General features: G+C 39.2%; 26 protein-coding genes and 1 pseudogene. 5 read left to right on the top strand and 22 right to left on the bottom strand.

The window, feature by feature from the left end; translation table 11 throughout:
* The first annotated feature begins 145 nt into the window (after window positions 1–145).
* Window positions 146–1,147: a hypothetical protein gene (locus J671_RS08975; RefSeq protein ID WP_016804441.1), complete on the top strand. Its 1,002-nt coding sequence runs from the start codon at window positions 146–148 to the stop codon at window positions 1,145–1,147.
* Window positions 1,148–1,153: 6 nt separating this feature from the next.
* On the opposite strand, the gene J671_RS08970 is transcribed toward J671_RS08975, so the two are convergent.
* The 5 genes and pseudogenes from J671_RS08970 to J671_RS26120 all read right to left on the bottom strand — a co-directional run.
* Complete coding sequence (locus J671_RS08970; RefSeq protein WP_016804442.1) at window positions 1,154–1,657, bottom strand: GNAT family N-acetyltransferase; 504 nt, start codon at window positions 1,655–1,657, stop codon at window positions 1,154–1,156.
* A 59-nt stretch (window positions 1,658–1,716) separates the two neighbouring features.
* Window positions 1,717–2,274: an NADAR family protein gene (locus J671_RS08965; protein ID WP_020992366.1), complete on the bottom strand. Its 558-nt coding sequence runs from the start codon at window positions 2,272–2,274 to the stop codon at window positions 1,717–1,719.
* 91 nt (window positions 2,275–2,365) lie between these two features.
* Entirely contained in the window at window positions 2,366–2,725 is a 360-nt protein-coding gene (gene rplT, locus J671_RS08960) for a 50S ribosomal protein L20 (RefSeq protein ID WP_000124858.1), read from the bottom strand.
* 11 nt (window positions 2,726–2,736) lie between these two features.
* Window positions 2,737–2,931: a 50S ribosomal protein L35 gene (gene rpmI, locus J671_RS08955; RefSeq protein ID WP_002054552.1), complete on the bottom strand. Its 195-nt coding sequence runs from the start codon at window positions 2,929–2,931 to the stop codon at window positions 2,737–2,739.
* Window positions 2,932–2,942: 11 nt separating this feature from the next.
* A pseudogene (locus tag J671_RS26120) lies at window positions 2,943–3,050 on the bottom strand (hypothetical protein); the annotation flags it as partial.
* A gap of 129 nt (window positions 3,051–3,179) precedes the next feature.
* On the opposite strand from J671_RS26120, the gene nreB reads away from it, so the two are divergent.
* A complete protein-coding gene (gene nreB / locus J671_RS08950; protein ID WP_006581361.1) occupies window positions 3,180–4,430 on the top strand; it encodes a nickel resistance MFS transporter NreB in 1,251 nt (416 codons plus the stop codon).
* A 40-nt stretch (window positions 4,431–4,470) separates the two neighbouring features.
* Here the strand turns inward: nreB and J671_RS08945 are convergent, their stop codons facing one another.
* From J671_RS08945 to thrS, 4 genes are all read right to left on the bottom strand, one after another.
* Entirely contained in the window at window positions 4,471–4,899 is a 429-nt protein-coding gene (locus J671_RS08945) for a YqaA family protein (protein ID WP_031982047.1), read from the bottom strand.
* Window positions 4,900–4,953: 54 nt separating this feature from the next.
* Window positions 4,954–5,574, bottom strand: a complete 621-nt coding sequence (locus J671_RS08940) for a glutathione S-transferase N-terminal domain-containing protein (RefSeq protein WP_002054551.1) — start codon at window positions 5,572–5,574, stop codon at window positions 4,954–4,956.
* A 205-nt stretch (window positions 5,575–5,779) separates the two neighbouring features.
* Window positions 5,780–6,331, bottom strand: coding sequence for a translation initiation factor IF-3 (gene infC, locus J671_RS08935; RefSeq protein WP_079377112.1), 552 nt, complete (start codon window positions 6,329–6,331; stop codon window positions 5,780–5,782).
* A 5-nt stretch (window positions 6,332–6,336) separates the two neighbouring features.
* Window positions 6,337–8,259 carry a threonine--tRNA ligase gene (gene thrS / locus J671_RS08930; RefSeq protein WP_004710556.1) on the bottom strand — a complete coding sequence of 641 codons (1,923 nt, stop codon included), beginning with the start codon at window positions 8,257–8,259 and terminating at the stop codon, window positions 6,337–6,339.
* Between the two features lie 412 nt (window positions 8,260–8,671).
* Here thrS and J671_RS08925 point away from each other — a divergent pair, with 412 nt between their 5' ends.
* The gene (locus J671_RS08925) at window positions 8,672–10,300 is read left to right on the top strand and encodes an acyl-CoA synthetase (protein WP_031982046.1); all 1,629 of its coding nucleotides are present in this window, start codon (window positions 8,672–8,674) and stop codon (window positions 10,298–10,300) included.
* Between the two features lie 60 nt (window positions 10,301–10,360).
* On the opposite strand, the gene yjgA is transcribed toward J671_RS08925, so the two are convergent.
* The 9 genes from yjgA to mazG form a co-directional block, all read right to left on the bottom strand.
* Entirely contained in the window at window positions 10,361–10,897 is a 537-nt protein-coding gene (yjgA, locus tag J671_RS08920) for a ribosome biogenesis factor YjgA (RefSeq protein WP_004710561.1), read from the bottom strand.
* Window positions 10,898–10,899: 2 nt separating this feature from the next.
* Entirely contained in the window at window positions 10,900–11,169 is a 270-nt protein-coding gene (locus J671_RS08915) for an HPr family phosphocarrier protein (RefSeq protein ID WP_000567533.1), read from the bottom strand.
* On the bottom strand, window positions 11,166–12,017 hold the full coding sequence (rapZ, locus tag J671_RS08910; RefSeq protein ID WP_031982044.1) for an RNase adapter RapZ: 852 nt from the start codon (window positions 12,015–12,017) through the stop codon (window positions 11,166–11,168). The genes J671_RS08915 and rapZ overlap by 4 nt, the downstream gene beginning before the upstream one ends.
* Window positions 12,018–12,039: 22 nt before the next feature.
* Window positions 12,040–12,888: a pantoate--beta-alanine ligase gene (gene panC / locus J671_RS08905; RefSeq protein ID WP_016804448.1), complete on the bottom strand. Its 849-nt coding sequence runs from the start codon at window positions 12,886–12,888 to the stop codon at window positions 12,040–12,042.
* 3 nt (window positions 12,889–12,891) lie between these two features.
* Window positions 12,892–13,701, bottom strand: coding sequence for a 3-methyl-2-oxobutanoate hydroxymethyltransferase (panB, locus tag J671_RS08900; RefSeq protein ID WP_000624763.1), 810 nt, complete (start codon window positions 13,699–13,701; stop codon window positions 12,892–12,894).
* Between the two features lie 43 nt (window positions 13,702–13,744).
* On the bottom strand, window positions 13,745–14,227 hold the full coding sequence (folK, locus tag J671_RS08895) for a 2-amino-4-hydroxy-6-hydroxymethyldihydropteridine diphosphokinase (RefSeq protein WP_031982042.1): 483 nt from the start codon (window positions 14,225–14,227) through the stop codon (window positions 13,745–13,747).
* A complete protein-coding gene (gene pcnB / locus J671_RS08890) occupies window positions 14,224–15,687 on the bottom strand; it encodes a polynucleotide adenylyltransferase PcnB (protein ID WP_031982040.1) in 1,464 nt (487 codons plus the stop codon). The genes folK and pcnB overlap by 4 nt, the downstream gene beginning before the upstream one ends.
* A 125-nt stretch (window positions 15,688–15,812) precedes the next feature.
* Entirely contained in the window at window positions 15,813–16,223 is a 411-nt protein-coding gene (locus tag J671_RS08885) for a ComEA family DNA-binding protein (RefSeq protein WP_031982038.1), read from the bottom strand.
* The gene (gene mazG / locus J671_RS08880; RefSeq protein ID WP_031982037.1) at window positions 16,192–16,998 is read right to left on the bottom strand and encodes a nucleoside triphosphate pyrophosphohydrolase; all 807 of its coding nucleotides are present in this window, start codon (window positions 16,996–16,998) and stop codon (window positions 16,192–16,194) included. The genes J671_RS08885 and mazG overlap by 32 nt, the downstream gene beginning before the upstream one ends.
* A 112-nt stretch (window positions 16,999–17,110) precedes the next feature.
* Between mazG and J671_RS08875 the strand changes: the two genes are divergently transcribed.
* Window positions 17,111–17,884 (top strand): SDR family oxidoreductase, encoded by a 774-nt coding sequence (locus J671_RS08875; protein ID WP_002054535.1) that lies wholly within the window; start codon window positions 17,111–17,113, stop codon window positions 17,882–17,884.
* 42 nt (window positions 17,885–17,926) lie between these two features.
* On the opposite strand, the gene J671_RS08870 is transcribed toward J671_RS08875, so the two are convergent.
* From J671_RS08870 to cysM, 4 genes are read right to left on the bottom strand one after another with little or no spacing between them, the layout of a single operon-like run.
* Window positions 17,927–20,233: a RelA/SpoT family protein gene (locus J671_RS08870; RefSeq protein ID WP_002054537.1), complete on the bottom strand. Its 2,307-nt coding sequence runs from the start codon at window positions 20,231–20,233 to the stop codon at window positions 17,927–17,929.
* Window positions 20,234–20,263: 30 nt separating this feature from the next.
* Window positions 20,264–21,655: a 23S rRNA (uracil(1939)-C(5))-methyltransferase RlmD gene (gene rlmD / locus J671_RS08865; protein ID WP_031982035.1), complete on the bottom strand. Its 1,392-nt coding sequence runs from the start codon at window positions 21,653–21,655 to the stop codon at window positions 20,264–20,266.
* Window positions 21,656–21,664: 9 nt separating this feature from the next.
* Window positions 21,665–22,483, bottom strand: a complete 819-nt coding sequence (locus tag J671_RS08860; protein WP_004710576.1) for a 3'-5' exonuclease — start codon at window positions 22,481–22,483, stop codon at window positions 21,665–21,667.
* A 12-nt stretch (window positions 22,484–22,495) separates the two neighbouring features.
* The gene (gene cysM, locus J671_RS08855; protein WP_002054567.1) at window positions 22,496–23,428 is read right to left on the bottom strand and encodes a cysteine synthase CysM; all 933 of its coding nucleotides are present in this window, start codon (window positions 23,426–23,428) and stop codon (window positions 22,496–22,498) included.
* A gap of 172 nt (window positions 23,429–23,600) precedes the next feature.
* Between cysM and J671_RS08850 the strand changes: the two genes are divergently transcribed.
* Window positions 23,601–26,408, top strand: coding sequence for an ATP-binding protein (locus J671_RS08850; protein WP_031982034.1), 2,808 nt, complete (start codon window positions 23,601–23,603; stop codon window positions 26,406–26,408).
* Window positions 26,409–26,434: the final 26 nt, after the last annotated feature.

The following is a 26,434-nucleotide window of genomic DNA, read 5'->3' as shown; positions in this document are numbered from 1 at the left end:
AGCAACAAATTTAAAAATATAATAAAACACTGCATTCTAACAGTTTTTCACCGTATTGATGAAGTTTATCCATCATGAAAAATGTATTAGGCAACAAAAAGATAAAACGTATAAAATAATAGCATCGTCAATGAGATCAATTATTATGGCGCTCAATCAGATTTGGAAACAACAACTTACACTTGTGACCTACGGTAATGAATACCTTCGCCAGAATTTAAGCTTCAACCAATGGCGACAACATCATATTTTTGACCAGCATAGTTTTCAATTTCGTGACTTAATTTCACAGCATTTACTTGCTCAACATTTCCAAGTTTGGTTAGAAGCACTCAAAAAACAAGGGACAACTCAAATCTCTCTTCACCTATCTACTATTTTAAATGAAGAGCAAAACCCGAATAGTAATGTCGAGCTTTTACCTTATGCTCATTTTATTGTAAGCCACCAAAACAATAAAAAAATCGCATGGATTTTTGGTCATGAGCTTGCAGAGTGGTACAGTAGCGATAACGAATTTGAACCACCTTTAAATCAGCGTAGCGATTTACGCTTAGAAACTTTCTGGCGTTTTGAATTGAATGAAAAATTATCTAAGAAAGTTGAAGCTGACTTAAAGGCACCTCAATGGGATGAAATTGCTGACTTTATGGAAACCGAGTTATTTCGGAGTAAGTATGCAGCAGGTTTTGAAGAACCCGAATTTCAGAAAAAATATTTTGATGGATCAACTCATCAAATTTCGGTAGATCATCAACCAACACTTGCACTTATACCTGAAAACTACCCGGCAGATTGCGCGCATCAACTCCTCTATCGCACCCAAGCTCTATCTGACTATTTAGAGCAGAAAAAACGCAGCGCAAATGATCCTTTAGGGGAAGACCTAGACCAAGAACAAATTATTAACTTAAGAAACTTTACCCACAAAACTGATGATCTATTTGCAAAGCTCATTGTGAAAGCAGCCAATCATTATCAAACTGCACAATTAAAACCAGTTGAAAAACCTTCTCCTTTTGATGCAACGAATGAATCCGCAACTCATTTAAAAACACCTCATCATAAGGCTGGAGGAACAGGTGTAATTAAGCTTATTGTACTAACGGTAATTATTTGTGCCTTAGCTTATTATTTTGGTCTTTAATCAAGATTAAAGTTTCCATTGATAAAGTAATTCTGTTATTCCGAGGCCGAACTCTGGTAGTTCGGCTTCATTAATTAACTGTGCTCCCATTTTTTCATAGAAGAAACGGCTCGGATTTTTATTAAAGACTTCTAAACAAATAAAAGCATAACCTTGATTTAAAGCGCATTGATAGAACTTTTGGAATAATTCACGACCTATACCTTGTTTTTGAACTTCTTTTAAAAGATAAAAAGCAAGAATTTCAGCAATATTACTTTCTGGGTTTAAATAGCCATCAAGAAAGCCTTTCACTACCCCATTTTCAGTATAGATAAATAACTTATGATCAGGACTTCTGCTTATCTCTTTCCATAACTGTTCTTTATCTAGTACGTTAAGCTCATCTAATATTTCTTGCTTAACCATACCGGCATAGGTTTCTTTCCAACCTTGCACATGTACTTCTGCAATAGATAATGCATCGTTAAATGATGCTATACGAATATCTGAATTATTTAATGACTTCAATTTGCTCCCCTCACCTTACTACTTTTTTAAAGTGAAGCATTGGTTGATCTCACACCAACCTATTCAGTTAAAAGCCGCTCTCGAACATGCATTAAAGCAAACCCCAACAAATTTAGACCTTGCCATAGAGATGGATCTTGGACATGTGGATGGTCTTGCGCCATACCAATACCCCAAATTTTATCGACAGGAGATGCTTCAACCAAAATACGGTCTTTCGTTGCTAATAAGAATTTTTTCAATTCAGAATGCTGTGAGAATTTCGCAAAATTCGCCTGCACCACTATGTCAAAACGATTTTCTTGCCATATCTGTTCATCATAGTTACGCACTTTACGACCGAGTTGCTTTGCTTCATTCGGATGTTTAACCTGCAAAATCTGTGCAAAAATTTCTTCATCATTAAATAATTTTGCTTTTTGCGCCATCATATAGTGTTCAGCAGTAAAATACTCGACACCTTCTACTTTGAATTGCGCTGGGAACCACTGGCTAAAACAGCTTTTATCAACAAGATCAGCTTGTTTAGGAGTATGTCCCCAAAAATATAAGTATTTATACTGGTGACCTTGCTGTACTTTTTGAATTAAGTCATTTAGAAATTTTTCATCTTTCATCATTTATCTCTGATTATTTTCTCTTTTTAAAATAGAACCATTAAAAATAAAAAAGACCGCTAAAAAGCGGCCTCTTTTTGAATCTCTAAGCTTATGCAGCTAATGCACCTTTAGCTTTTTCAGCTAAAGCAGCAAATGCTACTGCATCATGCATAGCGATGTCAGCTAATACGCGACGGTCGATGATCACTTGAGCTTTTTTCAAGCCATCGATCATACGGCTGTAAGACAAACCGTTTTGACGAGCACCAGCATTGATACGCGCAATCCATAGAGCACGGAATTGACGTTTCTTTTGACGGCGGTCACGGTAAGCGTATTGACCAGCTTTGATTACCGCTTGGAACGCTACGCGGTAAACGCGTGAACGAGCACCATAGTAACCTTTAGCGCGAGCAAGAATTTTTTTGTGACGACGATGAGCCACTACACCACGTTTTACACGAGCCATTTATAATCTCCTTAGATGTATGGGCACATACGACGAACTGAATTCATGTCAGAAACATGAACCATTACACAGCCGCGTAATTGACGGATACGTTTAGCAGATTTTTTGGTCAAGATGTGGCGCTTGAACGCTTGTTTACGCTTAAAACCGTTTGCAGTCGCTTTGAAGCGTTTAGCTGCACCACGGCGAGTTTTTAACTTAGCCATAGTAACCTCTTTTAGGCACCTGTTCGGCGCGATTGCACCATTGCAAAATCGACCTGCAGGTAAGGAAGCGCGTATTTTATAGTATGCTGACTAAAATTAAAACTACTCGTAGTGCTTTTTTAGATGAATGTCTTAATAAATTAAAAATTCATATCATTTTTTTAGAGATTGGTCACTGCTAATAAATTCAACATTATGGCTTGTTTAGCTCTATAATATGTTCAAATTATCAACATACGATATTTCAAATGCAGAAACATGATGCATTAGCTGCACTGCGCTATAGAGATTTCTCTATTGTTACCATTAATCAATTTTGCTTAACGTTAGCAATTTTGATTCAAGAAATTATTGTTGCTTATTCACTTTATCAAATTACCAAAGATCCTCTAACTTTAGGTTTAATTGGACTAGCAGAAGCCATTCCATTTATTGCCCTATCCCTTTGGGGTGGCTATTTTGCTGATAAATTTAATAAACAGGTCATAATGAAAATCTGTTTATTTTTCTCGGTACCTCTACCTTTAGTTTTGTGGTTGCTGTTTCATTTGCATGGTTTAGGTCATATCAGTGTAAATTTCCTTTCGTGGGGTATTTACGCAGTCATCTTTGGCTTAGGTACGATACGTGGGTTTTATAATCCCTCTGCCACCTCATTGAAACCGTTCTTAATTCCACGCGAGCTTTATGCCAATGGTGCCACATGGACAACAATTGGTTGGCAAAGTGGCGTGATTATTGGGCCTATGCTAGGCGGTTTTATGCTTGCTTACTTAGGCAGAGAAACCAGTCTTTTTAGTGTTGCTGCCCTACTCAGCATCTGTTTTATTCTTATTAATTTATTACAAAAACGAAGCTTTCCTAAAATTGAAACTGCGAATGTATTAGAAAGCTTAGGTGATGGTTTCCGCTTTATTTGGAAAACCAAAATCGTTCTCTGGGCTATTTCTCTAGATCTTGCCTCTGTTTTATTTGGAGGTGTGATTGCCTTACTGCCTATCTTTGCAGAAGATATTTTAAAAGTGGGACCAGAAGGCTTAGGTTATTTACGTGCAGCGCCATCTATTGGTGCCCTCATTACCATGATTGCTTTGACTCGTTTTCCTCCAACTCAGCACGCATGGCGTAACATGCTATTAGCAGTTGCCGGGTTTGGTGTATTTACGATCCTTTTCGCTTTCTCGAATAATATGTGGTTATCCCTATTTGCACTGGCCATGACAGGTGCTTGTGACAGTATTTCAGTTGTGGTTAGGCAAACCATTTTGCAAATATTCCCACCAGAAAATATGCGTGGTCGCGTAGCGGCTGTAAATGGAATGTTCGTTTCATCCAGTAATGAGCTGGGTGCATTTGAATCAGGGTTGGCTGCTAAATATTTGGGGACTATTGCAGCGACTATTTTTGGTGGTTGTATGACGCTTGCAGTGGTCACGTTTTGTTGGCTAAAAACCAATGACTTATTTAAAGTCGACATTACCAAAAGCTCGGAAGACTAAATAAATAGTTTTAATATAAGCATCTTCGGATGCTTGTATTTTAAATAAAGTCTGTAATTACCCAATAAATGAAAATATAACGCCCAGCCTTAGCAATAAGAACCATAAATAAGAAGCGCCAAAAATTTTCTTTGAATAAGCCCGCAACTAAAGTAATAGGGTCACCAATCACAGGAGTCCAACTTAAAAGCAGCGAATAAAAACCATATTTATGATAAAAACGTTGAGCCTGCTCTAAACGTTTTTCGGAAACCGGGAACCACTTTTTATCTTTAAACTGTTCTATTTTTAAACCTAACCACCAGTTCACACATGAACCGAGTACGTTTCCAAAAGTAGCAATCAAAATAAGAAGAAAAGCGGAATGTTGATTTTTTAATAATAAAGCAACGAGTACAGCTTCTGATTGTAATGGTAATAATGTAGCCGCCCCAAAAGCACTCAAAAAAAGTAAAAAGTAACTTAGCATATTAAATTAAAACCAAATCACCTTTCACTTTATTCATTGTACTATTACACAAAATTAAATGACTTTAATTGATAAAGCTTTTTGTACAGCAGGACGTGCTGTTAGGCGGACAATGTATTCTTGTACATAAGGATAGTCCTCCAATTGAATCCCCTGCCATTCATATCGCAAAATCCAAGGCAGAATTGCCATATCAGCAATTGAGTATTCCCCCGCAACAAATTTTTGCCCTATAAGTTGTTTGTTTAATACGCCATATAAACGCTTAGTTTCATTCACATAACGTTCAATTGCATAAGGAATTTTCTCTGGCGCAAAGCGGTTAAAATGATGATTCTGCCCAAGCATAGGCCCTAGCCCACCCATTTGCCACATGAGCCATTGTTCAACTTCAACTCGCTCTTGTTCATCTGTTGGATAAAACAATCCGGTTTTTCGACCTAAATATTGTAAGATCGCGCCTGATTCAAATACTGAAATTGGCTCACCACGTGGACCGTCCTGATCAACAATTGCGGGGATTTTATTATTCGGGGAAATTTTCAGGAAATCTGGTTGAAATTGATCATTTTCTAAAATATTAATTGGATAAAGGGTGTAATCCAGTCCCATTTCTTCTAAGGCAATTGTGATTTTATGTCCATTGGGTGTTCCCCAATAATATAGATCAATCATTCTATTTTCCTATTCATCGTTATCATGACTGCGTCTTGCGTTATATCATGTTTTGGCTAATACAATGATATGTCCAACACCAAAAAACACATAAAATTTGAGAATAACTTTGGTTTAAAAAGTTATTAAATCGCACTTTAAAGGAATTAAATCAAGAAATGACGGGCATAAAAAAGCACTGCGTTTGCAGTGCTTTTTTTGAGTATTACTTTTTCTTTTTCGGTCCAAGTAACATACCCATTTGTCGACCTTCCATTTTCGGAGCTTGCTCTACAATACCAAACTCAGCTACGTCTGCTTCAATCTTTTGCAATTGAGCTAAACCAAGTTGTTGGTGAGCCATTTCACGACCACGGAAACGTAAAGTGATTTTGACTTTGTTACCTTCTTCAAGGAACTTCAAAATAGCACGAAGCTTAACTTGATAATCACCTACATCAGTTGCTGGGCGTAGTTTGATTTCCTTCACTTGCACTTGATGCTGTTTTTTCTTGGCATCTTTTTGCTTCTGTTTCAGGTCAAACAAGTGCTTGTTGTAATCCATGATTTTACAAACAGGCGGCTCAGCGTTTGCGACAATCTCAACAAGGTCAAGATCTGCATCCTCAGCAGCACGCAGTGCTTCATTTAATGAAACAATTCCTTTTTGCTCACCATCAGCAGCGACGAGGCGTACTTCTTTTGCACGGATCTCATCGTTAATTGCTGGACGGTTACTCTTTGCACCTTGTTGTTGGTTACGGTCAGGCTGTTTAATCTTTCTTACTCCACAATATACCGGCCACGTTCGGCGACGGCAGATTTCACTAAGTCAATGAAAGCATCCACTGACATAGTACCTAAATTTTTTCCTGAGCGAGTACGTACATTCACTGTACCTTCTTCAACTTCTCGATCACCAAGAACTAACAGGTAAGGAATGCGCTCTAGAGTACGCTCACGAATCTTAAATCCGATTTTTTCATTTCTCAAGTCAGAAATAGCGCGAAGGCCATTTTCCTTGAGTTTTGCCACAACTTGCTCACTTGCTTCAGCTTGAGCATCGGTAATGTTCATGACACATGCTTGTACAGGTGACAACCAAGGTGGCATGAAACCAGCGTAGTGTTCAATTAGTATACCAATAAAACGCTCAAAACTACCAAGAATTGCACGATGCAACATTACAGGCTGATCACGTTCGTTTTCTTCAGTTACATAAGAAGCGTCTAAACGAACTGGCAAGTTGAAGTCACACTGAATGGTACCACATTGCCATACACGACCAAGACAGTCTTTTAAAGAGAACTCAATCTTTGGACCATAGAATGCGCCTTCACCCGGCTGCAATTCCCATTTAAGACCAGCTGCATCTAAAGCATCTGCTAAAGATTTTTCAGCTAAATCCCAAAGAGCGTCATCACCTACACGTTTTTCTGGGCGAGTAGACAACTTCATTTGAACTTCTTCAAAGCCAAAGTCTTTATAAACGTCTAAAGTAAGTTGAATAAAGTCTGCAACTTCTTTACCAATCTGTTCTTTAGTACAGAAGATATGTGCATCATCTTGTGTAAAGCCACGAACACGCATAATACCGTGTAAAGAACCAGATGGTTCATTACGGTGACAAGAACCAAACTCAGCTAAACGAATTGGTAAATCACGGTAAGATTTTAATCCTTGGTTGAACACTTGAACGTGACAAGGACAGTTCATTGGTTTTACAGCATAGTTACGACTTTCTGAATGAGTCGTAAACATATTTTCTGCATAGTTTGCTGCGTGACCAGATTTCTCCCAAAGCGTAAAGTCTACGATTTGCGGAGTTTTAATTTCTTGGTAACCATTGTCTTGCTGAACTTTACGCATGTACTGCTCTAGTACTTGATAAATAGTCCAACCATTTGCATGCCAGAACACCATACCCGGTGCTTCTTCTTGCATATGGAACAAGTCTAATGCTTTACCAATTTTACGGTGGTCACGCTTTTCAGCTTCTTCAATACGCTTGATGTAAGCTGCTAATTGTTTTTTATCAGCCCAAGCCGTACCGTAAATACGTTGAAGCTGTTCATTCTTCGCATCACCGCGCCAGTAAGCACCAGAGATTTTAGTAAGCTTGAATGATTTTAAGAATTTTGTGTTCGGTACGTGCGGACCACGACACATATCTAAATAGTCTTGATGGTAGTACAAGCCCATTTGAGTTTCTTCAGGCATGTCTGCAATCAAGCGTAATTTGTATTCTTCACCACGAGCAGTAAATTCAGCAATAACTTCATCACGTGGAGTCATTTTTTTAACAACATCGTAATCTTGATCGATGAGCTTTTTCATACGCTCTTCGATTGCTGCCATATCATCTAATGTAAAAGGACGTGGCATCCAGATGTCGTAATAGAAACCTTCTTCAATGACCGGACCAATCACCATCTTTGCTTCAGGGAAAAGTTGCTTTACTGCATGCCCTACAAGGTGTGCACAAGAGTGGCGAATGATCTCAAGACCTTCTTCATCTTTTGGAGTGATAATTTGTAAGGTCGAGTCTTCGGTAATTAAGTCACATGCATCAACTAAGCGATCATTTACTCGTCCAGCAACGGTATTTTTTGCTAAACCAGGCCCAATACTTTGAGCGACTTCCATAACAGATACAGGGTGATCAAAATTCTTTTGATCGCCATTTGGCAATGTGATAATTGGCATAGAAAAATCCTTAAGGAGTGATGCCCTATACGAAGGAGCATTTCACCGCGAGATTATGATCGAGGCAAGCCTCAAAATATAAAAACGGTGTAAATCAAAATTAAAAAACCTGAAAGATTTTACACTTGTTCAAGCCAAGTGAAAACCTTTGTACTCATAAAATCATAAATACATTTTGCTTATACGGTAAACAGCAATAAGTGACTTTAATAAGTGCTCTACCTAAATTTTAAGAAATACATAAATAGGATAATTATTCATCAGAACTGTTTTAAGATGTTGAAAATAGCATTTGTGCTCATTTCCTGACTGAGGGGTATTTCTGTTTAAGACTAAAGCATTAATGCTTTGATTAATATTAAGTCATATTTTCAAAGAATGAATTAAAAAATAGAACATGGAGTTATTTCACATGGTTAGTGCATACGATGAATTACCACGCACACCCGCAAACTTTGTTGCGTTATCCCCTCTGCGCTATTTAGAACGTGCAGCTTATATCTATCCAGACCAAGCGTCTATCATTCATGGTAATCGTCAGATTTCATGGAAAGAAACTTATCAGCGCTGCCGTCAATTTGCATCTCAGCTTCAACAATTAGGCATAACTAAAAACGATACCGTTTCAGTTTTATTGCCAAATGTACCAGCAATGATTGAAGCCCATTTTGCTGTACCTATGGCAGGTGCCGTTCTTAATACGCTAAACACCCGTTTAGACGCAAAAACCATTGCTTTCATGCTAGAGCATGCTGAGACGAAAGTGCTTTTGGTCGACCCAGAGTTTGTTAATTTAGCAAGAGAAGCTTTATCGCTCATTCCTAACCAACATATTATTGTGATTGATGTAGCTGATGAAGAGTATGAGGGTGAAAATCAATTTCTTGGTTCGTTTGAATATGAAGAATGGATAGCTCAAGGCGATGCTAATTTCGAATGGCATTTACCGCAAGATGAGTGGGATGCAATTAGTTTAAATTACACATCAGGAACAACGGGTAATCCTAAGGGCGTGGTTTATCACCACCGAGGTGCTTATTTAAATGCAGCTAGTAATATTTTAGCTTGCGGTATGAAACCTCGAGCTGTTTATTTATGGACACTTCCTCTTTTTCACTGTAATGGTTGGTGCTTTGCGTGGAGTATTGCAGCAAGTGGCGGAACCAATATTTGTTTACGCAAAGTTGACCCCGAACTGGTGATGCAGCTTATTGCCAAACATAAAATTGATTACTTCTGTGGCGCTCCAATCGTCTTGTCCATGATTATTAATCTACCGAAAGAAAAGCAGCCAAGCATAGAACATCATGTTGAAGTTATGGTGGCAGGTGCTGCTCCACCTGTCGCTGTAATTGAAGGTATGCGAAATATTGGAATCAATGTCAACCACGTCTATGGATTAACCGAAACCTATGGACCATCTGCCCTTTGTGCCTCTCAAGCAGGTTGGAGCGACCTGCCAATTACTGAACAAGCGCAACTACATTCTCGTCAGGGTGTGCCTTATCCACTTCAAGATAGTATGCGAGTACTAGACCCTGAAACGATGCAACCAGTTCCAAATGACGGTGAAACCATGGGAGAAATTATGTTCCGTGGCAATATTGTTATGAAAGGATATTTAAAAAATCCAAAGGCAACCGAAGAAGCTTTCGCTGGTGGCTGGTTTCATACTGGAGATTTAGCTGTTTGCCATCCAGATGGTTACGCAAAAATTACTGACCGTTCCAAAGATATTATTATCTCGGGCGGAGAGAATATTTCATCTTTAGAAGTTGAAGATGTTTTATATAAACATCCTGCGGTTTTAACAGCGGCTGTTGTGGCAAAACCTGATGAACGTTGGCAAGAAGTACCATGTGCATTTATTGAATTAAAAACGGGTGCTACAGTGACTCCTGAAGAAATTATTGCACATTGTCAAAAAGAACTGGCACGTTTTAAAGTTCCCAAAGATGTAGTGATTACTGAAATTCCAAAAACCTCAACAGGCAAATTGCAAAAATTCATTTTGCGTGAATGGGCAAAAGAACGCGTTTAAACAATATAAGAAATAAAAAAAGCGACGTATTAAACGTCGCTTTTTTTAGTTAAAACGAAATTAACCTTGATCTGACAATAAAGCGACTTGTTGCACGTAGTTAATAAACTTACCTTTAGATGCTTCAAGATCTGCTTCTGGAACTTGCTGAGTCTTATCACGGTTAATCCTTAACACATGCTGACGCAAAGTATGACGTTCTGATGCATTATAGATTTTACTAAATTCGTTAATTGCAGGATCACCTTGCTCGATCATACGATCTACCCAACGCATAAGTTGAGCTTGTTTTTTCGCGCCTTGTTGAGGAGTCAAATAAGATAAAATGACTGTCTCATCTTCATTACGCAAGAGTTTACCAACGCGTTGAAATTGGCGACGGCGTGCTTCAAACGAACTAATATTCTGGACTTCTAAAAGAGCATCAATTAAACGCTCATCAACCGGAAGCTTTTGAATTTGTTTGATAGAAAGTTGTGCTAACTGCTCACCTAAAGCAGCCATACGTTGAACTGCTTTTTTCTGTTCGGTTTTACTTGCACGTCCTTCTAAAGAATCAAAATCTTCTTCAGTATAACGCTGGGGACGACGTGCCACGATTAATCTGCCTCATAAAATTTTGCGGCGAATAACGCCTGTACTTCATTTAATGCCTGTTCTTCGTCAGTGCCATCAATGACCAAACGTAAAGTGGTCCCTTTTCCTGCACCTAACATCAGTAACGACATAATATTTTTAGCATCTACTAAATGATCGCCCTTACCAATCTGAATTGACGAACGAAACTTTGTAGTGACCTCTATCAGTTTTCCTGATGCACGTGCATGTAAACCGAGTTTATTAATTACATCAACAGTTGTGTCTATCATGACCAGTGCTTCATTTCTCTGTGTAAGACCTGAACAGACCATTCTGCCTCAAGTGCTTGTTTTAGTCTATCTACCATATAAACTGAACGATGCTGGCCGCCAGTGCAACCTATTGAAACCGTCATATAATGACGATGCCCTTCAGCAAATGCCGGCAGCCATTTTCTTAAGAAGTGGTGTATATCCTCAAACATTTCATTTGCTTGCGGACTTGCTTCTAAAAACTGCTTAACTGGCTCGTCTAAACCAGAAAAGCGGCGTAATTCTAAATCCCAATGCGGATTTGGTAAATGCCGTACGTCAAAAACATAGTCAGCATCTAAAGGAATGCCATGTTTATAACCAAATGACTGCAATATAACAATCAGATTATCTGACTGCCCTAATTTTGACAGCAAGATATGTTTTAAATCATGAACACTTTTATCAGTGGTATCAATATGAACCGTTGCTCGGAACTGAATTGGAATCAGTAACTGCTTTTCTTCATGAATACATTGCAAAAGGCTTTTGAAGCGATTCGCCAACGGATGTGGACGACGCGACGCACTAAATCGTGCAATCAAATCCTGATCTTGTGTCGTCAGATAAATCACATCAACCGTACCATGTTTTTGTAATTGCTCAAAAACATGGTCGAACTCTTGCATATCAGCCCGAGTACTTCGGACATCTACACCTAAAGCCAGCTGTTCAAGATTATTTTCATGATCTAGCTTTGCCACAATTTCAGGCAGCAATGCCAAAGGTAAATTATCAATACAGTAATAGCCCAAATCTTCTAATACTTGAAGAGCTGAAGATTTTCCTGAACCAGACAGTCCTGTCACGATAAGTATACGCTTCATGGCATGGCTGTCCTTTTATGTATTATTGAGGTGTAAAGGCAACTTGTAAATTATCAATTAAACGTGTTCCGCCCAACTTAGCCGCGACAAACAACACAATATCACGATCAAATTGAGACACAGCCAACAAGTTTGGCTGACGAGCTTCCACATAATCCACAACAAAACCATTGTCTGTCAACAACGTTTTTAAATCTGCCAAGACTTGTTGTAAATCTTTACCTTGGTGTAATTGCTCTTCAGCTTGCTTTAGACCTTGATAGATGACTGGTGCAGTTTGACGTTGTTCAGGAGTCAAATAACCATTTCTTGAACTCAGTGCTAAACCATCTGCTGCACGAACAATGGGTACGCCAATCACTTCTAATGGAATATTTAAGTCTTGTACAAACTGGCGAATCACCGCCAACTGTTGATAATCTTTTTGACCAAAAAAAGCATAATTCGGTTGCACAATATTAAAGAGTTTTGTGACAACCAGCGCTACACCGTCAAAGTGCCCAGGACGTGAACTACCGCATAAGTCATCTGTAATCTGGCTGACACTAATATTAGTTAAACGAGGTTGTGTACCGTACATTTGCTCAACTGAAGGCGCAAAAATAATATCACAACCAACATCAGCAAGTAGACGACTGTCCTGCTCTAAAGTACGTGGATAGTTATCAAAATCTTCACCCGGACCAAATTGGGTCGGGTTTACGAAGATACTCACAACCACAACATCACATAACTTTTTCGCTTCACGAACAAGGGTGAGATGGCCTTCATGTAGATTTCCCATAGTTGGGACAAAACCAATGATTTTACGTGCAGCTCTAGCAGGATTTAAAGAAGCAGCTAAGCCTTGTATAGTGGTTTCTGTTTTCATGAATTACAGCTCAACTTGGAAAGTATGTTCTTTGGCTGGGAACGACTGGTCCTGTACAGCAGCATGAAACGCTTTAAAAGCATCTAAAATTGCTGTTTCACCAGATTGCTCTTTCATAAAGTTACGTACAAAACGCGCAACTCGACCAAAAGTTAAACCTAACATGTCTTGTACTACAAGTACCTGACCATCAGTTGCATTACCTGCCCCAATACCAATCACAGGAGTATTCGGGAATAATTCAGCAATTTCTTGACCCAATTGTGCCGGAACGCACTCGAGCAATAAAACTGCCGCGCCCGCTTCAACCACCGCCGTACAGTCAGCAATAAGTTGATCAGCTGCTTCACGGGTTCTAGCTTGTAGTTTGTAGCCACCAAAAACATGTACAGACTGAGGGGTTAAACCTAAATGTACGCATACAGGCACACCATTACGTGTTAACACCTGTACAGTTTCACTTAGCCATGCGCCACCTTCGATTTTGATCATCTGCGCACCAGCTTGCATAACTGTTTTCGCATTCTGCAAAGCATCGTTTAAAGTGGCATAACTCATAAATGGTAAATCAGTCATAATTAAAGCATGCTGGTTACCACGGCGCACTGCCGCTGTATGATAAGCCATGTCTTCAACAGTTACAGGTAAAGTTGAATCACGACCTTGAATTGCCATTCCAAGAGAATCACCAATTAAGATAGTATCAATTTCAGCAAGTTCCATTGCTTTTGCCATACTTGCATCGTAACAAGTTAGACAAGAGAACTTACGTCCTTCGGCTTTAAATTTTCTTAAGTCACTTAGACTAATCATGATGGTATCCTCTACAGGAGTTTGCAGAACGTATAAGTCAGGCTTAAGCCCAAGACTCATCAGCAAGTACAGTCAGCGTCGGCTGCTGTAAGAGTTCTAAATTTTTAAGTGGCTGATCATCGATATGTAAATCAGCGTCTAAATCTAATAAAGGAATCACAACAAAATCTCGTTGCAAGATTCCTACATGCGGCACAGTTAAGCGCTCATTTTGTATTTTTTCATTGCCATAAATCAGTAGATCAAGATCTAAAGTTCGCTCTCCCCAATGACGGAGTCTCACTCGCCCAGCTTCCTGTTCAAAACGCTGTAAATGGTCGAGTAAATCAAGCGGAAGTAACTCAGTTTTTAGCTGAGCTACTGCATTTAGATAATTCGGTTGATCTTGAGGACCCATCGGTGGGCTTTGGTACAGTTTGGATACCTTCACTTCACCAATAGATTTAAGCTTGGCTATCGCTTCAGACAAAATTTGGCGTGAGTCACCTAGGTTACTTCCTAAGCCAATATATGTGGTTACTGTCATTGCGTAGGTCCAAAAATAACTTGGCTCAAATCACGTTGTACCCGCTTACGCTTTAAGATTGGGTGATCGCTCGTCATATTGGTTTGTGATGCGGAAGATTTTTCCATAAAACGGTCAACAGACTGCTCTTGTCGTGCACGTTCTTTCTTGCCACGACGGCTTCGAGGCTCTGGAACATCCACCAAAGGCTCAATTTCTGCATCAACTCTATTGTTTTCAACAGGTTCAGCAGCAACCTTACGACGACTTTTCGCTTTTTGACGATTATATTGGCTAATCGCAGCTTCTTTTTCGTCATTTGACATTTCTTGGTAAGCATCCCACCAGCTTCCCATTCCTTGTGTTGTGTCATCACCTGACTTTTCACGAAGTAATAAGAAGTCAAAGCCTGCGCGGAAACGCGCATGGCTTGCCAATGCTTCAATTTGCTGTGGCTTTGGATTAAGCAATCGAGTTTGCATTTCCCAAACTTCACGAATAAAAGTTTCGGCAAAACGAGGAATGACTGTACGTGTGGCTTGACGTTTTAAAACATCTAAACCAGCTTGAGCACGAGCTTCAGCTGGTACTACACCTTTTGTTAAATAAAAGTCACAACGTTCTAAAAATGGCTGCCACAATAAAACTGCATAAAAAAATGCAGGGTTAATGGTTTTACCAATTTGAATACGTTGATCTGTATTTTTTGCAGCACGTTGAATAAATGGCGTCAAATCTGGGCGAATATCAGCAAAAAGCTGTTTCCACACGCCAAATTCAATCAGCATTGGTAATACACGTGCCAAATGACCCATTGTGAAAAGCTTCTGAGACTCATCGTATAAACGGTGCGGAGAAACATCACGAAGCAACTGCGTCATCTCAACATCAAAAATATCGAGAATCGCTGGATCAATTTTAAAGTTTAACTTCGCTGCAAAACGTAACGTCCGTAGCATACGCACCGGATCTTCTTCAAAACGTTGTACAGGGTCGCCCAATAAACGCAAAGTCTTATTTTTGACATCATCAATTGCTTTACAAAAATCGAGCACAATACCTTTACGTGGTTGGTAGTAAAGCGTATTGATAGAAAAATCGCGTCGAGCAAAGTCCTGTTCGATGGTTCCCCAGTTATTGTCACGCAAAATCATGCCTGAAGCATTGGTGACTGCTTTTTTAGGAGGGGCACGGAAAGTAGCAACTTCGATTAGCTCACGCCCTGAATAGACATGTGCCAATTCAAATCGACGGCCAATAATTCGGCATCGACGACCAAAAACTTCTTTAATTTGAGAAGGTGTTGCATTGGTGACTGCATCGAAATCTTTAGGATTGAGTCCTAGCATTAAATCACGGACACCACCCCCAACAATATAAGCTTCATAGCCTGCTTTGGTCAGACTATCGATCACATCTAAAATCGAAGAAGGAAGTTGGGCTGTGGACAAACCACATTTTGACGCTCGCAAGGTTTGCAAAAGACGCTGTCTCCTACGTCAGGACGTAAATAACAAGTTGTCGCTAATCATAGCTCTAACACACACAAAGGGCAATTTGATTCTCTTTAGATTGCGCAGGAAATGATAATTGACGAACAGAACTTTTATAAGGCTAAACGTGATTTATTTTTTTCAAAAATAGCGGGGCCGATTCCTTTGACGTTTTTAATTTCATCAATATTTTTAAAACCCCCATTCTTTTGTCTGTATTCCACAATCGCTTGAGCCTTTTTCTCACCTATACCTTTTAGCTGCCGAAACTCATTTACAGTGGCCTGATTTAAATGAATCTGCCCAGTAGAATCATTTAAACTGTTCGTTTGAGAAATTTTAGAACCATAAGAATGAGAAGACTTAGAGACGTTTAACTTTTGGTCGTACATCTGCTGCTTAGCCTTCCATTCCTGAAAATTCTGATCAAACGATTGAGCAAAAACCGAAGGTGAAATCACACCTAAGCACAACATCATTAAAATAAAACAATTATTTTTCCAAAGTCTCATGCTGTATCGCATGTCGTTTTTCCCCTGAATGTAATTGTCGTTTTGCTTGGTTCCACAATTCATCCATCTCGGACAAGGTCATGTCTTCTAATGTTCTTTGCTGTTTTATAGCTTGCTCTTCAATAAAAGCAAAACGACTTCTAAATTTATGTATGGTTGATAAAAGTGAAGTTTCACTTGAAATGTTAAGTTTATGTCCTACATTGACTAATGAAAACAGACAATCCCCAAATTCGTCTTGAATTTCATCAATATTTTGATTTTTAAGCGCCTCTTTGAATTCACCTAATTCTTCTTCTAATTTTACATAAGCATCTTCTACTGTTTCAAAATCAAATCCGACTTTTGCAACATTCTTTTGAATTTCGTGTGCTTGAGTCAGTGCAGGACCATGTTTAATTTCATCTAATCTTGATTTCGGCTTGCCTTGCTTCTCTTGTTGTTTAATTTGTTTCCATAACTCGCTTACTTGTTCTGGTGTTAAGTTATTAAATTGATCAGCCTGGAAAACATGTGGATGACGTCTTATCAATTTTTCACTAATTGCCTCAACTACATCTTGAAAATTGAACGCCCCTTGTTCGCTAAACATTTGCGATTGAAATACAACTTGTAATAACAAATCACCCAACTCATTTCGAATTTCATCAATATCGCCCTGACGGATAGCAGCTTCGACTTCATATGCTTCTTCAATTGCATATTTAGTCAGTGACATTGGGGTTTGCTCTTGATCCCACGGACATTTTTCACGTAGCTCTTGCATAATTTTAAGCAATTTATCCATGGTAACCCTCAAGTTCAAAAAGTTGGTCAGTAAATTTAAAATCTTAATTTGCTATGATCAAAATTAAAGCGGCAAATCATTCGTCATATTGTAACGATAAAGAGAAAAAAAGATGAAACATAGCATTCTGATTAGTGGCGCAGCTCAAGGTATTGGAGCAGAAATTGCACGAGTATTTTACAAACAAGGATATAAAGTAGGCATTTATGATATTAACGAATCACTTGCTCAAAGCTTAGCAACAGAGTTAGGACCCAATGCATGCGCTGGTTATTTAGATGTCAGTGATTACGAGCAATGGCAACATATATTAAAAGAATTTACTGACTGGGCTGGCGAGCTTAATATTTTAGTGAATAACGCAGGAATTTTATATTCTGGGGCTTTTGAACACATCGATATCAATTCACACCAAAGAACAATCAATATTAATGTAAACGGTGTAATCAACGGTTGCCATGCTGCACTCCCTTATTTAAAACAAGCTTCTTTTGCACGCGTCATTAATCTTTCTTCGGCTTCTGCAATTTACGGGCAAGCTGATCTCATTTCTTATTCAGCCAGTAAGTTTGCAGTTCGCGGAATTACCGAAGGTTTAGATGTGGAATGGAAAAAATATGGTATTCGTGTTTTAGATGTGATGCCTTTATTTGTACAAACCGCAATGGTCAATAATATGGATGCAGGTAGTATTCAAAATATGGGCGTTGACTTAACACCAAATGATATTGCTCAGCAGGTCCTTTCACTTGTCGAGAAAAAAGCTCATTTCTGGACTCCTACCCACACTCCAGTTGGTATAAAAACCAAACTGCTTTATCAACTCTCAACCATAAGTCCACAGTTTTTAAATCGTTTAACTAATATTTATTTATCAAGAAAGTAGTTAAAAAAAAAGGCCGTCAATTGACGGCCTTTTTTAATTTAATTAAACACCTTGAATCATGCGTCGTGCGCTAATAATTCCAGGTTGTTGCTCTAAACGAGCCAACAAACGTGAAAGCTGAGCCAAACCTTTGACCTCAATGAGCAACTTCATATTGGCAATACCATCTGCCTCAGAAATTGTATTCACCTGACGAATATTAATTTGGTCAGAGAAAATCACTTGAGTTAAGTCTTTGAGCAAACCACGACGATCATAAGCTTCAACCACAATTTGAACACTTTGACCACGAGTTGGCTGCATTTCCCAATCGGCTTCAACAGCACGTTCTGGTTCTTGCTTGATCATACGTTGATAATCAGAGCACAAGACTTTGTGAATACTTACACCACGATTCAATGTGATATAGCCAGCAATTGACTCCCCGTGAACTGGTTGGCAACACTGTGCAATATGTAACTCAACATTGTCTAAACCATCAATTAAGATGCCATGCGCAGACAAAGTATGACTGGCGCGCGGATTTAATGTTGGTTTAAGTACCAGCTCAGGCTCATCCTGATCCAGATGCATTTGACGATTAATCTGATTAATCAAGGCATGCAAGCTGATATCACCGCTGACCAGACTAACTAAAATGTCATCCCCTGTTTTCACATTAAAATGTGATGAGTAGTCGTTCAGGTCGATACTCTTAGGGTGAATCGCCAATCGAGACAATTCTTTGTTTAATAACTCACGGCCAACTTCAAGGTTCTTGCTACGATCTTGCTGTCTGAACCAATGACGTAGTTTGTCACGTGCACGAGCTGTCTTGATATACCCTAAAGAGTTCACCAACCAGTCACGGTTAGGCTCACGGTCTTTTTTGGTTAAAATCTCGACCTGTTCACCAGTTTTTAGCGTATAGGTTAATGGTACATAGCGTTGGTTAACACGTGCCGCATAACACTTGTTTCCTACTTCTGTATGCACATGATAAGCAAAGTCTAAAACCGTTGAACCACGTGGTAATTCTTTAATATCACCATCACGGCTAAACACATAAATCTTTTCAAAACCTTCAAAGTCTTGAAGCTGATCAAAGCCTTCCGTCTCATCTTCGTTTTGGTGTACTGTGGTTTCATTACGTTCTTGGTAATGTTCCAAAACGGCACGAAGCGAATGTAAACGATGGTTAAAAGAATGGTCGGTATTCTTTGAGCCTTCTTTGTAGTTAAAGTGCGAACATACACCTAATTCTGCTTCATCATGCATCTCATGAGTACGGATTTGTACTTCTAAAGATTTATTTTCAGCAATTACAGCAGTATGTAATGAGCGATAACCATTAGCTTTCGGGTTGGTAATATAGTCATCAAACTGGTGTGGAATATGGCGCCAGATTTGATGAACAATACCTAATGAGTGATAACACTCCGGCACGCTATTCACCAATACACGTAAGGCACGAATGTCATAAAGCTGATCGAAACTCAGGTTTTTACTTTTCATTTTTCGATAAATCGAATAAATGTGTTTTGCTCGACCTGTAATTTCCGCCTCAATACCGTAAGATGCCAATTCATTTTTTAAGCGGTCGATTACGAACTGAATATAGTGTTCGCGCTCAAGACGCTTTTCATTGAGTAATGAAGCAATCTCTTTATAACGGTCTGGTGCCAAATAACGAAAGGCTAAATCTTCTAGTTCCCACTTAAGCTGTGCAATACCAAGGCGATGCGCCAATGGCGAATAAATAGTAAGAATTTCACGCGCCACACGCTCTTGACGTTCACGTGAAGAGTTGGCTAACTCACGTAAAGAATAAGTACGCTCAGCTAACTTAATTAAAACAACACGGACATCTTCAGTCACTGAAATCAGCATTTTATAAATGCCGCTTAAATGTTCCCTCTGGTTGTTATTAAAATGGTCTTCTAGTCGTTTATTTTTTTCAATGAGTTCTGAAAGCTTACCCATTGCCAAAGTACCTTTGACAAGGTTATAGACTTGCTCACCAAACTTGCGCTTTACTTCTTCTATATCAGTAATGTCTTCACGAACACTACGATAAAGCATTGCAGCAGATAAAGTATCTTCATCTACATGTAAATGCGCCAGAATATCCGCCATTCCAACACCAGTAGCAAATGTATTGGAACGATGATTAACCGTTGAATCTAACTCTTTTTGCAGGGTTAAATGCGCAACCTCTTCGAGTTGTTTAAGCTCTGCCCCATCTAATATTTCACGAACCCGATCCAACCATGAGGCTAAACCGACTTGTGTTTCGGCGGCATGCTCTACAGTCGTTTCCTCTGACAACTCAGTTAGTTGTTCAGGTAACTGTTCACGTACTGTGACCATACCATTCTCCTGGATATGTAACTCATGTTTTTAATCGTTTATCTCTTGAATTTTTTCAAATAAAGCAATTGATTCAACATGTTCTGTGTGCGTAAACATGTCCATAACCGCTGCTTTTTTTAACTTGTATCCATGTTGAGCCAAAACACCTGCATCCCTTGCTAGTGTTGCTGGATTACATGATACATAAACGATTCTTTTTGCTCCAAAGTTTGGTACATACTGCATGATTTCATATGCACCAGCACGAGGAGGATCAATCAATAATGCATCAAATCCTTGATTTGCCCAAGAATGATGCGAAAAATCTTTTGTTAAATCTTGTGAAAAAAAGCTTGCTTGCACCAGATTGTTGCACTTGGCATTATCCGTTGCTCGCTGCACCATTTCTTCACTTGCTTCCACACCAACAACTTGTCCATTTGCACCAACACATCGTGCAAGTGGAAGCGAAAAATTACCTAATCCGCAAAACAGATCCAGTACTCTGTCACCCTGCTGCAATTGAAGCAATTCACATGCCAATTGCACCATTTGTTCATTTACTGTGCCATTGACCTGCGTAAAATCCAATGGCGAAAAAGCAAAATTTACTTCAAATGCATTTAAAGTATAATGTAATCGCATAGCGCCTTGATCTTCATCAATACGACGAAGACTTTCGGGACCTTTAGGTTGCAAATACAACTGCCAGCCTTTGTGTAACGCGAATTGTCTTAATTGGTTGACATCAGAATTGTTTAATTTTTCTACATGGCGAACCAATAAAGAAATTTCATCATCACCTTTTGCTAATTCTACATGACCAATATGTGCTTTGCCTTTTAGACTTTGGAGTAAAGTACGCAATTCTGGCAGGCTAGCTGATAACTTTTTATCCAAAACACTACAGGTATGGATAGAAGTTAAACGATTACTATGATGCTCACGGAAACCTAAAATCAAACGGTCCTGTTTTGGCAAATAGCGCACACCAATACGCGCTCGACGGCGATAATCACTTTGTAAAGATCGAATTGGCTCTAACCACTGTTCAGGTTGAATACCCGCAAAGTGTTGTAAATGTGACTGGAGTACATTTTGCTTTAAGCGAATTTGCTCATCTGGATGAATGTGCTGCATGCTACAGCCGCCACAAATACCATAATGAGGACAAACAGCCTCTACGCGATTTGACGAAGGTTCTGCTAAAAGCTCAATCATTTCAGCTTCTTCAAGGCGCTTAGCCTCATGCGTAATTTGAGCCTTTACTGTTTCTCCAGGCAACGCATAACGGATAAATACCTTTTTACCATGCTTATCTGCCGGATGATCCGGATGAGAACCATAGTGCGCAATTCCTCGCCCCTCATGAGAAAGAGTTTCAACCTGAAAAATATATTCAGGTTGCTGAGCTTTGCGAGATTTGGCTTGCTGTTTCAAAGAATGAACCTAAAAATCTAAAGGATTAAAATAGTGGGATGTAAAGTCGGTATGTTTCGACGTACGTTGCCACACTTCAAGAAAATCGGCCTGCTGAGGCATAGTCTGTAAATATTCAATACTAGAACTAATCCAATGATTATGTTCATCTACATTGATTTGACCTTTAAGTAACAACCAACGCAAATAAATAAACCATGTATTGAGTACATCACCCTCACAATAACTGGTTAACTTTAACCATTGCTGAGCACGTACATATTCAGGAACATGATACCCCGATTCACCACGCTTACCTGGTAAACCTAAAATACAGGCAACCTCATCAAGTTTCTGGAAATTACGGCCATTAAACATTGCCATCACATCCATTAAATCAATATGACGGTGGTGATAACGGTTTTGGTAATTATTAAAACGCTTCTGGCTATCAAGCTCACCTTGATCGAACAAGCCCGGTGCAGAAAGACCATGATACATGGCACGGAACAAGATAACCGGCAAATCAAATTGTGAGCCATTCCAACTCACCAAAGTGGGATGGCGCTTGTCAAAAATAGATAGAAATTTCTGTAAAATTTCAGCTTCTGAATAGTGCTCTCGACTAAAAGAAAACAGTCTAAAGCCCGATTCATCAATCCATAAACCAGAGATACAAACGATTTCATGCAATGGCAAACGCTGAAAATCCATACCTGATTCTTGGCGGCGGATTTTTGTAAGTGCCTGTTCAACATCTGCCTCTGGCAAATCAAGATGATATAAATGCGCTCCCGCTTTTAAATCAGTTAAAGTTTCAATGTCAAAAACTAAAGTTGGGAAACGCATTCTTTCTCTCAATTATGAGTTATCGTCCTGTACTGAGAACAAACCTGTAGACAAATAGCGGTCGCCACGGTCACAGATAATGCAAACAATAACAGCTTCTGGATTTTCTTCTGCAATCTTAATTGATGCCCAAACTGCACCACCTGAAGATGTACCTGCACTGATCCCTTCCATACGAGCCAATTTACGCATGGTTTTTTCCGCCTCAATTTGAGGAATATCAATAATTCGGTCTACACGACTGCTATCAAAAATTGTTGGTAAGTATTCTTTTGGCCAGCGGCGAATACCAGCAATACTTGAACCGTCTGCAGGTTGTAAGCCCACAATCTGAATGTCTGGATTTTGTTCTTTTAAATATTTAGAAACACCCATAATGGTACCGGTTGTACCCATTGAGCTTACAAAGTGAGTAATTTTACCACCCGTTTGCTTCCAGATTTCAGGACCTGTCGTCAGGTAATGAGCTTCAACATTATCAGGATTACCAAACTGGTTTAAAACATGACCTTTGCCGTCTTTTTCCATTTGCAAAGCTAAATCACGTGCGCCTTCCATACCTTGCTGTGGAGTCACTTCTATCAGCTCTGCGCCATAAGCTAACATCGCATCTTTACGTTCTTGGCTCATGTTATTTGGCATGATAAGTTTCATTTTATAGCCGCGCATTGCCGCAACCATAGCCAAAGCAATACCTGTATTGCCGCTAGTTGCTTCAATTAACGTATCACCCGGTTTAATTTGACCACGCTTTTCTGCCTGCATAATCATGTTATATGCAGGGCGATCTTTTACAGAACCTGCCGGATTATTACCTTCCAATTTTGCTAAAACCGTTGCCTGCGTGTGACAAGCCAAGCGCTGCAAACGGACTAGAGGTGTTTTACCTACATAGTGATCTAACAAAAATTCGTCGGCTAAAAAATCAGGTTGTGTATTACTCATGATCAACACCTAAATCGGGGTGGCACTATTGTATGAAAAAATGATCGGTACTGCACCCATTTCACTATGCTTTTTAATTAAAGTGATTAAAGCCCAGTCAGTTATAAAATGCCGTCTGTTTTAAAATAAAGCGTGATAATATGCCCTACAGAGAGATCAATCCGATGTAGCCATGTCTAATTTCAATAAAACCTTATCGAAACGCTTACGTCTGAATCATGCATATGGGCAATTGATTGCTCTTATTTTTGTGCCCATGATGATTTTAACTGGTGTTGGTGCTTTTCTGGTTTTAACTGAAACATCTTACTCTGCAAAACAACAGCAACTGCATCATGCCTCAGCTATTTTGGCGCGTTATAATCAAATCGCTAAAGATCTCTATACATTAGTAGAACTCAAACCCGATGAATATGACCATGCTCAACATATTATGCAAAGCATGTTCAGTGAAAAAAATCTCAAGCGTGCTGCTTTAATTGACAGTAATGGTCAGACTTACTTAAGTGTAGGCTATCGAGATAATCGTTATTGGCCTAACTTTACGCAAAACAATAGTTTTTTTGGCCCGATCTCTTATAACAATAACAATATTTATGGGGTTCGCATCAGCAATATCACAGGTAAAACCCCTGTCTGGCTAGTGATTGAAATGGATAATCAACCACTAGAATTAGCACGTTATCGTATTCTGATCGCTTTAGTTATTACGAGTTTAATGACGCTGCTCTTACTTTTGCTCTGTCTAAATTTCTTCTCTCGTCGCTGGGTTGCACCAATGTACGAAATTCGGATGCAACTACAGCGACTCAATGCAGACACATTAGATCAGCATATGGTCATTAACAGTACGGGTGAATTACGCTTACTCCAACGTGATATCGCAAGTGTGGTGAAAAGACTACATTTTAGTTTTTTAGAGCTTAAAGAACACACCGAACAAACCGAAGAAGATTTACGTAGAACATTAGATACCCTCGAAGTTCAAAACATTACTTACCGTCAAGCACGTGACCAAGCGATTTCATCAAATCAGGCAAAATCAGTTTTTCTTGCCAATATCAGTCATGAGCTTCGTACACCACTTAACAGTATTGATGGCTTTATTCATTTACTACTTCGCCAACAAAATCTAAGTAATGAGCAAAATCTCTATTTACAGACTATTCGAAAATCTTCTGCCCATCTATTAGCATTAATTAACGATGTATTAGATTTCTCAAAAATTGATGCAGGTAAATTAGAGCTTGAGACAGCACCGTTTGATTTAGAAGAAGCAATTTTCGATGTGATGGATATGCTGTCTCCATTGGCTGCGCAAAAGCATATTGCCATGGCATTTTATTATGCAGACAACATTCCTCAAGAAGTCATTGGAGATGCTTTACGCTTTAAGCAAATCTTAACCAACCTAATTTCAAATGCAATCAAGTTCACGCCAGACGGCGAAATTATTGTTCGTGTTCGTATGGAGCATGATGACATTGGTCAATGTTTGCTGCATTTTAGCGTTCAAGATAGTGGTATTGGTTTGAGTGGTACTGACCGTAAAAAGTTATTTGAATCATTTTCACAAGGCGATGCATCTGTTACCCGTCAATTTGGTGGTACAGGCTTAGGCCTTGCAATTTCCAAACAACTGGTTCATCTCATGCATGGTCAAATTGGTTTTGAAGATAACCAAGAACGTGCACCAACAGAAAAAGGTTCAACATTCTGGTTTACTGCACAGTTTGCTGTAGATGAAGAGCATGAGATAGAACACCCTCACTTCGAACACTTACAAGTGGTGTCTTATTTAGCACACCCTGCAACGGCAAGTGTTTTACGGTACTATCTTGAAAATTACCAAGTTCCACACATTGAAACTCAATCAATTTTGGACTTGTTTAGCCGCCTAAAACACCTCGATCAGAAAGACAATACATGGCTTATTGTTGATCATAGTGGCGATACAGAAGCTCTGCTTAAAGAAATTCGTAGCCGCTATCAGGGCAATTTAGCAGTTTACGGCTATCAAATGACCCTTGAGCCAAACATGCTCACTGAATATCGTGCTCGCCCACTTTACCAACCATTAAGCCGTAGCGGTCTCATTCAATTATTAAGTAACCAACCTATTTTTGAAGAGGAACAACAAGACTTTAATGGTCAGGGTTTACATATTCTAGCGGTCGATGACCATTTACCGAACTTAATTGTTTTAGAAGCATTGTTAGGTGAGTTAAATGTTAAAACCACTAAAGCCTTAAGTGGACAAGAAGCGCTGAATATCATCCAAGAACGCATTGACCAAAAACTCAAACCGTTTGATTTGGTGTTTATGGATATTCAAATGCCGGTTATGTCAGGCATTGATACTACTCGCGCGATCCGTTCACTAGAGTCAACGCTAGATGGAGAAATGCAGCTTCCAATTATTGCGTTAACAGCCCATGCCCTTGCTGATGAAAAACAAAAGCTTCTGAAAGTTGGTATGAATGACTATGTCACCAAACCAATTCAAATGGAGCAAATCATTCAGATTTTAACTCAATGGACTAAAAACAATTTCACTGCACAAGCTTTAGATAAAGATCACCATGTTGTTGCCGAGGCACTCGACCCAGAAATATTAAACTGGCAACAAAGCCTACAATTAGCTGCAAATAAAGAAGATCTTGCCCAAGACTTATTGAAAATGTTGGTAGACAGTTTCCCAACCGAGCTAGGTGAAATGCAGCAACTCATTGAGCTTGAAGACTTTCCTCAACTCGAACATGTGTTGCACCGCCTCTATGGTGCAACTCGCTATGTAGGCACACCAAAGCTTCAACAAGTTACTGGTGACTTCGAGCAATTTGTTTCAACATTACGTAAAGAGCGCCGCAGAGCTGACGATGGCTTCATTGAAGAAGTCATGAGACGTTTCGATGAATTAGGTCTTGTTATTAAAGAAGTTGAAAGTGCAGCTCATCAAATTTTAGTTATACCCGACTAAACAAGAACCTGTAAAAAGGCATGACT

Origin of the sequence: Acinetobacter sp. 1130196 (genome assembly GCF_000588095.1) — a bacterium.
GTDB classification, from domain to species: Bacteria; Pseudomonadota; Gammaproteobacteria; order Pseudomonadales; family Moraxellaceae; genus Acinetobacter; species Acinetobacter nosocomialis.
The sequence above is the reverse complement of the archived record's forward strand: the minus strand, read 5'-3'. Positions and strand labels throughout refer to the sequence as shown.

Excerpts from the sequence above, each read along its gene's own strand:
- J671_RS08975 (WP_016804441.1), top strand. The coding sequence starts at position 146 with ATGGCGCTCAATCAGATTTGGAAACAACAACTTACACTTGTGACCTAC.
- J671_RS08965 (WP_020992366.1), bottom strand. The coding sequence starts at position 2,274 with ATGAAAGATGAAAAATTTCTAAATGACTTAATTCAAAAAGTACAGCAA.
- rplT (WP_000124858.1), bottom strand. The coding sequence starts at position 2,725 with ATGGCTCGTGTAAAACGTGGTGTAGTGGCTCATCGTCGTCACAAAAAA.
- rpmI (WP_002054552.1), bottom strand. The coding sequence starts at position 2,931 with ATGGCTAAGTTAAAAACTCGCCGTGGTGCAGCTAAACGCTTCAAAGCG.
- nreB (WP_006581361.1), top strand. The coding sequence starts at position 3,180 with ATGCAGAAACATGATGCATTAGCTGCACTGCGCTATAGAGATTTCTCT.
- J671_RS08945 (WP_031982047.1), bottom strand. The coding sequence starts at position 4,899 with ATGCTAAGTTACTTTTTACTTTTTTTGAGTGCTTTTGGGGCGGCTACA.
- J671_RS08940 (WP_002054551.1), bottom strand. The coding sequence starts at position 5,574 with ATGATTGATCTATATTATTGGGGAACACCCAATGGACATAAAATCACA.
- thrS (WP_004710556.1), bottom strand. The coding sequence starts at position 8,259 with ATGCCAATTATCACATTGCCAAATGGCGATCAAAAGAATTTTGATCAC.
- J671_RS08925 (WP_031982046.1), top strand. The coding sequence starts at position 8,672 with ATGGTTAGTGCATACGATGAATTACCACGCACACCCGCAAACTTTGTT.
- J671_RS08915 (WP_000567533.1), bottom strand. The coding sequence starts at position 11,169 with ATGATAGACACAACTGTTGATGTAATTAATAAACTCGGTTTACATGCA.
- rapZ (WP_031982044.1), bottom strand. The coding sequence starts at position 12,017 with ATGAAGCGTATACTTATCGTGACAGGACTGTCTGGTTCAGGAAAATCT.
- panC (WP_016804448.1), bottom strand. The coding sequence starts at position 12,888 with ATGAAAACAGAAACCACTATACAAGGCTTAGCTGCTTCTTTAAATCCT.
- panB (WP_000624763.1), bottom strand. The coding sequence starts at position 13,701 with ATGATTAGTCTAAGTGACTTAAGAAAATTTAAAGCCGAAGGACGTAAG.
- folK (WP_031982042.1), bottom strand. The coding sequence starts at position 14,227 with ATGACAGTAACCACATATATTGGCTTAGGAAGTAACCTAGGTGACTCA.
- J671_RS08885 (WP_031982038.1), bottom strand. The coding sequence starts at position 16,223 with ATGCGATACAGCATGAGACTTTGGAAAAATAATTGTTTTATTTTAATG.
- mazG (WP_031982037.1), bottom strand. The coding sequence starts at position 16,998 with ATGGATAAATTGCTTAAAATTATGCAAGAGCTACGTGAAAAATGTCCG.
- J671_RS08875 (WP_002054535.1), top strand. The coding sequence starts at position 17,111 with ATGAAACATAGCATTCTGATTAGTGGCGCAGCTCAAGGTATTGGAGCA.
- J671_RS08870 (WP_002054537.1), bottom strand. The coding sequence starts at position 20,233 with ATGGTCACAGTACGTGAACAGTTACCTGAACAACTAACTGAGTTGTCA.
- J671_RS08860 (WP_004710576.1), bottom strand. The coding sequence starts at position 22,483 with ATGCGTTTCCCAACTTTAGTTTTTGACATTGAAACTTTAACTGATTTA.
- cysM (WP_002054567.1), bottom strand. The coding sequence starts at position 23,428 with ATGAGTAATACACAACCTGATTTTTTAGCCGACGAATTTTTGTTAGAT.
- J671_RS08850 (WP_031982034.1), top strand. The coding sequence starts at position 23,601 with ATGTCTAATTTCAATAAAACCTTATCGAAACGCTTACGTCTGAATCAT.